Source organism: Sphingobium herbicidovorans (assembly GCF_002080435.1).
Taxonomy (GTDB): domain Bacteria; phylum Pseudomonadota; class Alphaproteobacteria; order Sphingomonadales; family Sphingomonadaceae; genus Sphingobium; species Sphingobium herbicidovorans.
Window position 1 is genome coordinate 333,087 of the sequence record NZ_CP020538.1, and the last position, 12,968, is coordinate 346,054.

Annotated in this window: 8 protein-coding genes; all 8 read left to right on the forward strand. The window is 63.8% G+C overall.

Features of this window, described 5'->3' with window-relative positions:
• Positions 1–123 precede the first annotated feature (123 nt).
• The 8 genes from ahcY (at position 124) to trxA (ending at position 12,906) form a co-directional block, all read left to right on the forward strand.
• On the forward strand, positions 124–1,533 hold the full coding sequence (gene ahcY, locus B6S01_RS01580) for an adenosylhomocysteinase (RefSeq protein ID WP_037468677.1): 1,410 nt from the start codon (positions 124–126) through the stop codon (positions 1,531–1,533).
• 144 nt (positions 1,534–1,677) lie between these two features.
• Complete coding sequence (locus tag B6S01_RS01585) at positions 1,678–4,026, forward strand: PAS domain-containing sensor histidine kinase (RefSeq protein WP_037468678.1); 2,349 nt, start codon at positions 1,678–1,680, stop codon at positions 4,024–4,026.
• Between the two features lie 31 nt (positions 4,027–4,057).
• A complete protein-coding gene (tsaE, locus tag B6S01_RS01590) occupies positions 4,058–4,477 on the forward strand; it encodes a tRNA (adenosine(37)-N6)-threonylcarbamoyltransferase complex ATPase subunit type 1 TsaE (RefSeq protein ID WP_409372960.1) in 420 nt (139 codons plus the stop codon).
• Positions 4,474–5,460, forward strand: coding sequence for an aminoglycoside phosphotransferase family protein (locus B6S01_RS01595; RefSeq protein WP_037468745.1), 987 nt, complete (start codon positions 4,474–4,476; stop codon positions 5,458–5,460). Before tsaE ends, B6S01_RS01595 begins: the two co-directional genes overlap by 4 nt.
• Positions 5,457–6,167 (forward strand): nucleotidyltransferase family protein, encoded by a 711-nt coding sequence (locus B6S01_RS01600; RefSeq protein WP_037468681.1) that lies wholly within the window; start codon positions 5,457–5,459, stop codon positions 6,165–6,167. The genes B6S01_RS01595 and B6S01_RS01600 overlap by 4 nt, the downstream gene beginning before the upstream one ends.
• On the forward strand, positions 6,160–9,132 hold the full coding sequence (gene addB / locus B6S01_RS01605) for a double-strand break repair protein AddB (protein WP_037468683.1): 2,973 nt from the start codon (positions 6,160–6,162) through the stop codon (positions 9,130–9,132). The genes B6S01_RS01600 and addB overlap by 8 nt, the downstream gene beginning before the upstream one ends.
• Complete coding sequence (gene addA, locus B6S01_RS01610; RefSeq protein ID WP_037468685.1) at positions 9,113–12,556, forward strand: double-strand break repair helicase AddA; 3,444 nt, start codon at positions 9,113–9,115, stop codon at positions 12,554–12,556. The genes addB and addA overlap by 20 nt, the downstream gene beginning before the upstream one ends.
• Before the next feature lie 29 nt (positions 12,557–12,585).
• Positions 12,586–12,906 (forward strand): thioredoxin TrxA, encoded by a 321-nt coding sequence (gene trxA / locus B6S01_RS01615; RefSeq protein ID WP_037468686.1) that lies wholly within the window; start codon positions 12,586–12,588, stop codon positions 12,904–12,906.
• Positions 12,907–12,968: the final 62 nt, after the last annotated feature.

The window sequence follows — 12,968 nt, forward strand, 5'->3', positions numbered from 1 at the left end:
CGACATAAAGAAAACTTTATATTGAGTTGCCATCATGGGCCGCGATTGGTAAAGCGCAGCCCATCGCCGCCGTCTCGTTCGTCGAGCGGCTCCGGCACATTCTAGACCAATGGAGACCCGCTCGTGGCCACCGCACCCGCCGCTCAGGCGCAGGATTATGTGATCGCCGACATCAGCCTTGCCGCTTTCGGCCGCAAGGAAATCGAGATCGCCGAAACCGAAATGCCCGGCCTCATGGCGCTGCGCCAGGAATTTGGCGCTACCAAGCCGCTGAAAGGCGCGCGCATCACCGGATCGCTGCACATGACGATCCAGACCGCCGTGTTGATCGAAACGCTGGCGGAACTGGGCGCGGAAATCCGCTGGGCCTCGTGCAACATCTTCTCGACGCAGGACCATGCCGCAGCCGCCATCGCTGCGCGGGGCATCCCCGTCTTCGCCGTCAAGGGCGAGACGCTGGAGGAATATTGGGATTATGTCATCCGTATCTTCGATTGGGGTGATACGACCTGCAACATGATCCTGGACGATGGCGGCGACGCCACCATGTTCGCGCTGTGGGGCGCACGGGTTGAGGCAGGGGAAGAACTGTTCACGCCCGGTAACGAGGAAGAAGAAATCTTCGTCGCGACGCTCAAGCGTTTCCTGGTCGAACGTCCGGGCTACCTGACCAAGACCGTAGCCGCGATCAAGGGTGTGTCGGAAGAAACCACGACCGGCGTTCACCGCCTGTATGAACTGGCGAAGAAGGGCAAGCTTCCCTTCCCGGCGATCAACGTCAACGACAGCGTGACAAAGTCGAAGTTCGATAATCTCTACGGCTGCAAGGAATCGCTGGTCGATGCTATCCGTCGCGCAACCGACGTGATGCTGGCTGGCAAGGTCGCATGCGTTGCGGGCTTCGGCGACGTTGGCAAGGGTTCGGCCGCATCGCTCCGCAACGGCGGCGCACGCGTTCTGGTGACCGAAGTCGATCCCATCTGCGCGCTCCAGGCGGCGATGGAAGGCTATGAAGTCGTGACGATGGAGGAAGCGGCTACCCGCGCCGATATCTTCGTCACCGCGACCGGCAATGAAGACGTCATCACCGTCGATCACATGCGCGCGATGAAGAACATGGCGATCGTCTGCAATATCGGCCACTTCGACAGCGAGATCCAGATCGCCGGTCTCAACAATATGAAGTGGACGGAGATCAAGCCGCAGGTCGATGAGGTCGAATTCGCCGATGGCAAGAAGATCATCGTCCTGGCGAAGGGCCGTCTGGTCAATCTGGGTTGCGCCACCGGTCACCCCAGCTTCGTCATGTCGTCCAGCTTCACCAATCAGGTGCTGGCGCAGATCGAACTGTGGACCAAGTCGGATGAGTATAAGAACGACGTCTATGTCCTTCCCAAGCATCTGGATGAAAAGGTCGCTGCGCTTCACCTGGAAAAACTGGGCGTGAAGCTGTCCAAGCTGACCCCCAAGCAGGCCGCCTATATCGGCGTGACGCAGGAAGGGCCGTTCAAGCCGGACCACTACCGCTACTAAGCGAACCGGAAAGGGGAGGCGAAAGTCTCCCCTTTTTTGCTGGCGCTCTCCACGAAGCGCTTCACGCTGCCAGCGACTTGGGTTAGTCCCCTGATAATCATGCAAAGGGGGCTGGCAGGTCGTGATGGGGGGTAAGCAGGCGCAATGACGTCATTGACCCCGTTCGCAGCCGTCATATTGGGGATCGTGCTCGCCGGATGGCTTGCAGCCGCCGTCTGGGCCTTGTCCACCGGCCGGCGCATGCGGCGCGAAGGGATGCAGGCGCAGGGCAAGTTCGATCGCCTGTCCAGCCTGCTCGGGTCCGCGCCCGCAGCGCCCATCATCATACATGCCGACGGCCGGATCGAAGCCGTCGACCGCTTGGCGAAGTGGTTAGGCAAAGACCGGGTCCCTGCTTTCGTTTCCGACCTGACGGCGGCTGACGGGGGGCTGGAGCCGCAGGATGCAGCCGTTCTCGCGCAGGAAATCGCGGCGGCGCAACGGGCGGGGCGCAGCTTTGCTTTGCCCGTGCGCGGCGAAGGCTCAACGCGCCTGCTTCTGGTGCGGGGTGCACCAGCAGGCCCGGCGCTGGCGGAAAGCGGCAGTGTCGTCCTCTGGATCTTCGACGCGACCGACAGCCAGTCGGAAATCCAGGCATTGAAGAGCAGGGTCGAGCAATTGCGCGACGCACTGGAGGCGTTGGCGGGGCTTGTTGAAGCCGCTCCCTTTCCGATGTGGCATCGCACGCCGGACATGCGGCTTAGCTTGGTCAACGCCGCTTATGTCCGCGCGGTCGATGGCCATAGCGCGGCTGAAGTCATCGCGCAGGGGACGGAACTGGTTGAGACCGTAAGTGGCCTTACCCCGGAAGCGGCCGCGAAACAGGCGCTCTCGGAAAGCTGTGCGGTGGAGCGCATTGTGCCAGCCACGATCGATGGCGAAAGGCGCACGATGCGCGTCGTCGATGTGCCTCTTGGCGACGCGGGCGTTGCTGGCTTTGCAATGGACCAGAATGAACTGGAACAGGCGCGCGTGGAGCATCGCCGTCTGGAGGCGGCGCAGCGCGACCTGCTCGATCGCCTGTCCGCTGGCGTGGCGCGCTTCGGACCCGATCGGGCGCTGAGTTTCTGGAATCAGCCGTTCATGAGCCTGTTTGGTCTCGATCAGGACCATCTGGCGGATCAACCGGTCTTCGAGCGGGTACTCGACCGCATGCGCGAGGCGCGCCGATTGCCCGAGCACCGGGATTTCCCCGCGTGGCGAGCAGAACGGCGCGACTGGTTTCTTTCGCCTGATCCGCGCGAGGAGAACTGGCTTCTCGCTGACGGCACCCATTTGCGCGTCTATGCCCAGCCGCTGCCCGACGGCGGCCTGCTCCTCATATTCGAGGATCGAACCGAACAGGTTCAGCTTTCCAGCGCGCGCGACACTTTGCTGCGCGTCCGTACCGCGACTTTCGACAATCTGTTCGAATCGATCGGCGTCTTTTCATCCGATGGCCGCCTGTCCCTGTGGAACAGCCGTTTCCGCACGATCTGGGATATTTCCGAAGATCTGCTGGCCCAGCATCCGCGCATCGACGAATTGCTGCGCGCTGTTCAGTCGCGCCTTGCCAAGCCGCAACAAGCCAATCTTGTCCGGGAACTGGTCCGTGCAGCCACGGTGGAGCGCAAGCAGCGCGTGGGCCATGTTGGGTTCGCTGACGGTCGTATCTTTGAATTTGCCGCCATTCCACTTCCTGACGGCAATGCCCTTTTCACCATGCTGGACGTCACCGACAGCCGCCGTGTGGAGCAGGTGCTGCGCGACCGCAACGAAGCGCTGGAGCAGGCTGATCGGGTCAAGACAGCCTTCGTGACCAATATGAGCTATGAGCTGCGGACCCCGCTCACCACCATCGCCGGCTTCGCCGAAATGATGAGCGCGGGCTATGCGGGCGAGATGAGCGAGTCGGCAAAGGAATATGTCGATGGCATCCTGCAAAGCACCAGTCGCCTTTCCATGCTGATCGACAATGTGCTGGACCTGACCCAGGGCGAAGCAGGAACCCTGCCGATCGACCGCGCACCCGTTGATCTTGCCCAGCTGGCGAAGGACAGCGTCGCACGTATCAAGGGCGACGCAGAGGCCAAGGGGATCGATCTTGCTCTATCGCTGCATGACACGCTCGGTCAGGTTGAAGGCGACAGGCGCAGGATTGGCCAGGCGTTGGATCATCTACTGGAAAATGCGGTTTGCTACAGCGGGCGGGGCGCGCGCGTGCTGCTACATGGGGACGGCAGCGGCGAAAGCGCTCGACTGGTCGTGTCGGACAACGGACCCGGCATCAGCGTTCCGCGCCAAGCGACGATTTTCGACGCAGCCGCGCGGGCGGAGCAGGCGCGCAGCGGCGAGAAGGCTGGCATTGGCCTGCCACTCGCAAAGCAGCTCGCCGAAGCGCATGGCGGAAGCCTGCAACTCGTATCCGAACCGGGGCAGGGCACGATGGCGGTGATCGAGCTTCCCCGTGGCTGAACCTGCACTGGTTTTGGCGGATGAAGCGGCCATGCTGGCGTTTGGCCGTCGCTTTGCGGAAATGGCGCGCATCGGAGACGTGATCGCGCTCGAAGGCGGGCTGGGTGCGGGCAAGACGACTTTGGCGCGCGGTATATTGGAGGGGTTGGGCCTGAAAGGCGAAGCGCCAAGTCCCAGTTTCGCCATCGTACAACCCTATGATGTTCCGGAGGTCAAGCTGCCGGTCGCCCATGTCGATCTCTACCGGCTGGATCGCGTGGACGAGGCGGAGGAACTGGGGCTCGACTATTACCTCATGGATAGCCTGCTGATCGTCGAATGGCCCGAGCGCATGGGACCGGATGCCTGGCCGGATGCGCTGCGGCTCCGCATCGACATTGAACCCGATGGCGCACGCCGCTTGACAGCGCGCGTGCCGGACGCTTGGACGGATCGATGGTCGCAGATATGATCCCGCCCGCCGCTGCTCCCGCTTTCCTTGCGCAAGCTGGATGGGGCAGTGCCGCGGTTGTTCCGCTCGCGGGTGACGCCTCTTTCCGTCGTTATTTCCGCGTTGTCGATGGCCACCGCCGCGCAGTGCTTATGGACGCGCCGCCACCGCATGAGGACCCGCGTCCCTTCATCGCCGTGGCCGAACATCTGGTCGGACACGGATTTGCAGCGCCAGCCATCCTGGCCCGTGATCTCGATCAGGGTCTGGTGCTGATCGAGGATTTCGGTGATCTGCGGCTCAAGGAACATCTCGACGAAAACCCCGCCGACGAGGTTGAGGTTTACACGCGCGCTGTCGCGTTGCTCGCCGATCTCCATCGCCTGCCTGCCGCTGATGTGCCGCCCTACGACCGGGAGGTCTATCAGCGAGAGGCTGGCCTGCTCACCGAATGGTATTGCCCGGCTATCGGCCTGGCCGTGGATGTGGACGCTCATGTTCGCGCCTGGGACGCGGTGCTGCCGATCGTCGAGCAGTCCGCCAGTCCCGTTGTCACTGTGCTACGCGATTACCACGCTGAAAATATCATGCTGATCGACCGGCCCGAGGCGCGGGGGCTGGGCCTGCTTGATTTTCAGGACGCATTGGCAGGCCATCCCGCCTATGATCTCGTATCATTGCTTCAGGACGCACGGCGCGATGTCTCACCCGCCGTTGAAGCTGCAATGCTCGACCATTATCGCACGCTGGCCAATGCACCCGCCGACTTCGATGCTGCCTATGCGGTGCTGGGCGCGCAACGCAATGCGAAGATCATCGGGATCTTCACTCGCCTTTGGAAGAGGGACGGAAAGCCTCGTTACCTGTCGTTCCTGCCCCGCATGTGGGGACTGTTGGAGCGCGATCTGGCGCATCCTGCCCTTGCACCGGTAGCTGACTGGTTCGACGCCAATATCCAGGCGGAGATGCGCCATGCAGCCCTTGAGGATCAGGCTCCGGCATGATCGACACGGCAATGTTGATGGCGGCGGGCCTGGGCAAGCGGATGCGTCCGCTGACGGCCACCCGGCCAAAGCCGCTGGTCAAGGTCGCGGGCAAGCCCTTGATGGACCATGCGCTCGCCCGGCTGGCCGCCGGGGGCATCCAGAAGGTAGTGGTGAACGTCCATTATCTCGCCGACACGGTGGAAGCGCACCTGCACGCCCAGCGCGACGGTATGCAGGTGCTGATATCCGACGAGCGAGCCAAGCTGCTGGAAACCGGCGGTGGGCTGATACATGCCCGTGAACTGCTGGGCGACAAGCCATTCTTCTGCGCTAACAGCGACAATCTGTGGATTGACGGGCCGCAGGAGACGTTGGGCATGATGCAGCGTCTTTGGAATCCCGACAGAATGGATGCGCTGTTGCTGCTCGTGCCGCTCGCCAGGGCGCATTGCCACACCGGCCCCGGTGATTTTCACATGGACGCTTCGGGACGGCTTAGCCGCCGAAAGCCCGCGCACGTCGCGCCGTTCGTCTTTACAGGCGTTCAGATCCTCTCGCCCAGCCTGCTGGTCGATCCGCCATCTGACGTGTTTTCGACCAACATTTTCTGGAACCGGGCCATAGAGGCGGGCCGCCTCTACGGCGTATCGCATCAGGGTCTCTGGTTCGATGTTGGCACGCCGCGCGCCATTCCCATCGTGGAGTCGATGCTCGCTCATGGGTGATCGCACCCGGCCAGCCTTGTTCAACATTCCCGCGCATCGCGCCTTCTCTGATGCGCTGGCCGCCGGGATCATCGCCCAGCATGGTGGTGACGCCATGGCGCTCGCGCACGGGATTATCCTGTTGCCGACCAACCGCGCCATTCGCGCCGTTAGCGACGCCTTCGTCCGCCGGTCTGGCGGTGGACTATTGCTCCCCAGGCTGGTGGCAATCGGGGATCCTGACCTTGGCGAACAGGCTGGCGGCGCGCTCGATCCGTTGGGGGAGGGGGACGCGATCCCGCCTGCGATCACCCCGATGCGGCGGCAGATGATCCTGGCGCGCATGGTTCAACAAGAGTCCGGTCACCCTATCGACGCGGCTCAGGCAATCAAACTTGGTCAGGCGCTAGGGGCGGTGCTTGACCAGATGCAGGTTGAGAGGGTGCCGGTTACCGCACTTGCCGATCTTTCGCTTTCCGACGAGCTTTCTGGCCATTGGCAAAGGTCACTCGACCTCTTTTCCATCCTCATTCGCCGCTGGCCAGAGGAACTGGCCCGCCTTGGCCTTATCGACCTTGCCGATCGCCGCAACCGCCTGTTCGATCGGCTGGCGGCGCGCTGGGGTGTCGAGCCGCCGCCCGGCTTTGTCATCGCCGCTGGCGTGGCCACAACCGCGCCTGCGGTTGCCAGCCTGCTGCGACGCATCGCCACATTGCCGCGCGGGAGCGTCGTGTTCGCCGGGCTCGATCAGGAGATGGACGAGGATGCATGGGATGCCATTGGTCCATTCCCCGCAGATCCGATCTCTGGCCGTGCGCCGGCGGGCCATGAAACCCACCCGCAATATGCCTTGAAACGCCTGCTCGATCGAATGAGCGCGACGCGTGACGATGTCGCGCTCTGGCGCTGGGGCAGCGAGCATGACGCCCGCGCCGTCCGTAGCCGCAATATTTCCAATGCGATGCTGCCTCCGCGCCTCACGAGCCGATGGCGCGACCTCAAGACCGCCGACCGCTCGCTGGGCGGTGTGGAAGCGTTGGAGGTGGCCACACCCGGCGAAGAAGCGCAGGCGATCGCGATTGCCCTGCGCGAAGCTATCGAGACGCCGGGGCGCACCGCTGCGCTGGTAACGCCGGACCGTCAACTGGCTACCCGCGTTTCTGCTCATCTCGCTCGATGGGGAATAGCCGCCGATGACTCCGCGGGCCTGCCCCTATCTCGCCTGCCGCCCGGCACCTTGCTGATCGCGCTTGCCGAAGCAGTTGCGGAACGCTTTGCGCCGGTCGCGCTGCTGACGCTGCTGAAGCATCCGCTGGTCATGCGCGGTGAGGAGCGTCTGCCCTGGCTGGAGGGCGTGCGTGGGCTGGACCTGTTGCTGCGCGGCCCGCGTCCTCCGGCAGGCCTTCAGGGCATCGATATGCTCTTGGCCGCGCGGGACGGGGAGGATCGCCAGCGCACCCTGCGCGCCTCAGTGCTGCAATGGTGGCAGACCGCACGCACACTGCTCCTTCCGCTGGAGCAGATATTGACGTCAGCGCCGAATTTTATCGTGCAGCTGGCAACAATCCGGGATGTGGCCGGGGCATTGACCGGCGATGCGGTCTGGGCCGGCGTGCAGGGCCGGGCGGCGGCGGATCTGTTTGCGGAAATGGAGCAAGCCGCTGCCGAAGGGCCGCAGCAGGCCGACATTCGCGCGCTCCCGGTACTTCTCGACCACATGTTGGGGGGCCTGTCCGTAAGGCCGGCGCAAGGCGGGCATCCGCGCATCGCCATATTGGGCCTGATCGAGGCGCAATTGGTGCAGGCTGACGTCATGATTCTGGGCGGCCTTAACGAGGGCACATGGCCCGGCCTGCCGTCGCCCGACCCGTGGCTGGCTCCGCGTATACGGCGTGAGCTTGGCCTACCCGGATTGGAAAGCCGCATCGGTCGTGCGGCCCATGACTTTGGGAGCGCTCTGGGCGCGCCGCACGTTCTTATCACGCGGGCAAAGAGAGGGGCCAGCGGTCCTGCTGTCGCATCCCGCTTCTGGCTGCGGTTGAAGGCCATGGCTGGGCCACAATGGAAAAGCGCTGATCGCTATGCCGCTCTTGCACATGCACTGGACCGCCCGGCCGTTCACAAACCCAGCCGGCGTCCCGCGCCAGCGCCGCCCGCCTCGGTCCGGCCAAAGCTGATCCCGGTTACGGATGTCGATCGTTTGAAGGCTGACCCTTATGCTTTCTACGCCAAGCGCATCCTGAGGCTGAACCGGCTTGATCCTATCGACGCCGATGCGGGCCCGGCATGGCGTGGGACGGCTGTGCATGAAATCCTCCAGCGTTGGGCGGAGGCGGGACGCGATCCTGCCGACCTGGAAGCCCGCGCCCGCGCCATGTTCGATCGGCCGGATGTCCACCCGCTGCTCAAGGCTTTGTGGCAGCCCCGCCTGATCGAAGCGATCCGCTGGATCGCTGCGGAGGTCGCAGCCGATCAGGCAGCGGGCCGCACGATATTGGCGGTGGAAAGTGACGGCAGGGCCGATATCGCGGGCGTCACCCTGACCGGCAAGGCCGACCGGATAGACCGTATGCCGGACGGTTCGCTCGCCATCGTCGATTATAAAACCGGCAAGCCGCCCAGCGCGAAGCAGGTGCGGGCAGGCTATTCCCTGCAATTGGGACTGCTTGGCCTGATCGCCGAACAGGGCGGATTCCCGGCGGTCGAAGGAGAGCGAACCGCTGGATGTTTCGAATATTGGTCGCTCGCCAAAAAGAATGATGCCTTCGGCTATCGTGACACCCCCGTCGATCCGCTGGGCAAGCGCGACAAGATCGTCACGGCGGACTTCACCTCGTTCGTTCACGCCCGGTTCGAGGAAGTGGCAGGCGCCTATCTGACCGGTCAGGCGCCATTTGACGCGCAAGTGAACCCCGAAGTCGCCAGCTATGGCGATTATGACCAGCTCATGCGGTTGGAAGAATGGTATGGGCGCGACGATGGCTAGGAAATCCAGCGCCCTTCAGCCGCTTGCAGGCGCGCAGGCGCTTGCCGCCGCGCCCGACGCCCATGTGTGGCTTTCGGCGTCGGCCGGGACGGGCAAGACCCATGTGCTGACTGCTCGCGTGTTTCGCCTGCTGCTTCAGGGCGTGAGACCGGAAAATATCCTCTGCCTCACCTTCACCAAGGCCGGGGCGGCGGAAATGGCCGACCGCATCCACGATCGTCTCGCCGCCTGGGTTCAGATGGAGGAGGCCGAACTCTTCAACGACCTGGAGGCGCTTCACGAGGAGTCCGGGCCTGAAGCGCGCGATCGCGCTCGCCGTCTCTTTGCCGAAGTGCTGGAATCCACGGGTGGCGGGCTGCGTATCCAGACCATCCATGGCTTCTGCCAGCAACTGTTGACCGCTTTCCCGCTGGAAGCCGACCTGCCGCCCGGCTTTCGCCCTCTCGACCAGCGCGAGCAGGCGACGCTGGCTCGCCAGACGCTCGCGGACCTGGTCGTGCGGGCGCAGGAACAGGGCGACGACCGCCTGATGGAGACGCTTCAAGCGATCAGCCTGCGTTTGGGCGAAGGCGGAGCGGAGCAATTCCTGTTGCGCTGCGCATCGCACCTCCCGGCGCTTGAACAACTGCCAGACGACATCGCCATCTGGCTCTACCGCGAACTTGGCCTGCCCGAAGGCGACATCAGCGCCCATATCGCCAGCCAGTGCGATGATGTCCAATTCGACATGCGGACGCTGGCCTGGATCGCGCAGGCCAATGCGGATTGGGGCACTGGCCGCGCACTGGAACGCTGCGACCGCATCGCCCGGTGGCGCTCGCTCGATGCCGCCGGGCGGGCGGAAACATTGGAGGATTTGCACGCCGCATGGGCGAAGAAGGCGGACGGCGACATCATCTCCGCCAAGGGCTGGGTTCCTCCGGTCGATGGCTATGGCGAAGCAAGCGCGCGGCTCCATGCCCACTGCGCCGAGCTGTTGGGCGTCAAGGCGCTTGCCGCCTACGCCGATTTCCTCGCCCAGGCGCTTCACGCAGGCCGCGCTTATGCACGTGCATATGGTGAAGCGAAACAACGTGCTGGCGCGGTGGACTTCAACGACCTTATCGCCCGTACCGCAGAGCTTCTGTCGCAGCCCGGCATTGCCGACTGGATTCGCTACAAGCTCGATCAGCGGATCGATCACATCATGGTCGATGAAGCGCAGGACACCAATGTCAGTCAGTGGCAGATCGTAGGGTCGCTAGCCGCCGAATTTTTCGCGGGCGAGGGCGCAAAGGGCGATCGTGTCCGCACAATCTTCACCGTCGGTGATTTCAAGCAGGCCATCTTCGGCTTTCAAGGCACCAGTCCGCAGGCTTTCGCCGCTGCGCAGATCCTGTTCCAGCGCCACGCACAGGATGCAGACCATCCTTTTCACGACCTTTCGCTGGAACGCAGCTTTCGCTCAACCCCTGCCGTCCTCGATGTGGTCGATCATACTATCGCGACCCTGAACGCCGAGCGGCTGGGCCTTCCTCAAGGTGCGGTTCGGCATATCAGCGCCAATCGTTTTCCCGGCGAAGTTCTGCTGTGGAAGCCCGCCATCGCCGGCCTGTCGGACGACACGGAAGGGGAGGAGGATTGGGCCGCGGATCAGGAGCGGCTCCTCGCGCAGAATATCGCTCGCCAGATCCGCCGGTGGATCGACGATGGCATGATGCTCGAAAGCCGGGGTCGTCCGATCACCGCCGGTGACATCATGATCCTGGTGCGCCGCCGCAGCGAACTCGCACGGCTGATCGTCGCGCGTCTCTATGAAGAGCGGGTGGCCGTGGCAGGGATCGACCGTCTCCGCCTGAATGCGCCCCTTGCCGTGCGCGACCTGCTGGCCGCCCTGCGCTTCGCGGTACAGCCGGAAGATGATTTGAACCTCGCGTCGCTGCTGGTTTCGCCATTGATCGGATGGACACAGGAGGATCTGATGATGCGCGCCATGGGTCGCCGCACGGGGCTGTGGCAACATCTCACCCGCACGCTGGACGACGGACGGCTCGCCCCGCTGCGGACATTGCTGGGCCGCGCGGACCTGACGACGCCTTATCGTTATCTCGAAGCGATTCTGTCTGGGCCTATGGAAGGCCGCCGTCATTTGATCGAGCGGCTCGGCATAGAGGCCGCGGACCCGATCGAGGAGCTGCTGAACGCCGCGCTTGCATTCGAAACGGACGATCATCCATCCTTGCAACGCTTCGTCGATTGGTTCGACCGGGGTGAGGTGGAAATCGTCCGCGACGCTGCGGCCCAGGGCGATTCGCTTCGGCTGCTGACGGTTCATGGCGCAAAGGGTTTGCAGGCGCCGGTCGTCATCCTGGCCGACGCCTGTCTCGATCCCGACGCCGGGACCCGTGCCGACTCGCTCGAATGGAATGGCCTGCCGATCCCGGCGCCGCGCAAGACCGAGCGGCTTGGCCCGATCGGTCGGGTTCTGGAGGACGCCCGCGCTGCGGAGCGGGAGGAGCATTGGCGGTTGCTCTACGTCGCGCTGACCCGCGCTGAAGAAAGGCTGATCGTCACCGGCTCGCTCGGTCCCCGCGCCAGGGGCATGCCACAGCCCGAAAGCTGGTTCAGCGCGGTCGAGAATGCGCTCATAGCGCTGGGCGCGGAGTGGGAGGATGACCCGCTCTGGGGCGCACGGCGATGCTGGCGTGGCAGCGAAGAATTGACTGCGCGACCGCCCGAGACCGTCACTGCTGGTGAAAAAGCGGACTTTTCCGAACCGGCATGGCTACGCCAGCCCGCACCGGAGGAAGCACGGCCGCCCAAGCCTCTCGCACCATCGGCGCCGGTGGAGGACAATGTTCCCTATCCGCCGCCTACGCCCGCTATGCGTGCGGCGAGCGAGCGAGGACGCTGGCTCCACACCCTGTTCGAACGGCTGCCGGATGTGCCGCCAGACCAGCGGCGGGAACGCGCGGATCGCTGGCTTGAACAGCAGGGCGCAGCGGATGCATTGGTACGCCATGACGTCATCGCACAGGCGCTGCGTGTGATAGAGGACAGCGATTTTGCACCTCTGTTCGCGCCAGGGGCTTTGGCTGAAGCCCCCGTCGCAGCTGTAGTTGGCGAAGTGGTGGTGGCAGGAACGGTGGACCGGTTATGCGTTTCCCCGGACCATGTGCAGGTGATCGACTTCAAGACAGGGCGCATTGCGCCGCTTACGGTCGATGACGTGCCCGTCGCCCACATACGGCAGATGGCTGCCTACACGGCCGCGCTCCAGGTCATTTTCCCCGGACGCCGGGTGGAGGCAGGGCTGCTTTATACCAGTGCGCCCCGGCTGATCGCGCTTCCAGACGATCTTCTTGCGGCGCACAAGCCGGGCTTCTACCCCGCGCAGGAGAATTTGCCGCCCTCACCCGTTGAGACGGATGCGTCACCATCCTAGATATCCGCCAATTGAAGGAGAATATTGATATGGCTACCAAGGCAGTCACCGACCTCAGCTTTCAGGCGGACGTAATTGACGCCGACAAGCCCGTGCTCGTCGATTTCTGGGCCGAATGGTGTGGTCCGTGCAAGATGATCGGCCCCGCCTTGGAAGAGATTTCCGAAGAACTGGCCGACAAGGTCACGATTGCCAAGATCAACATTGACGAAAATCCCGAGGCGCCGGGTAAATATGGCGTGCGCGGCATTCCGACGATGATCCTTTTCAAAAATGGCGAAGCGGCGGCCACCAAGGTCGGCGCGGCCCCCAAGAGTGCGCTCAAGGGCTGGATCGAAAGCGTCCTTTAAGTCGATACGGGGCCGCGCGGGTCGCGGCTCCGTCACTTGCGCCGGATTGTGTCAGTCGGGCA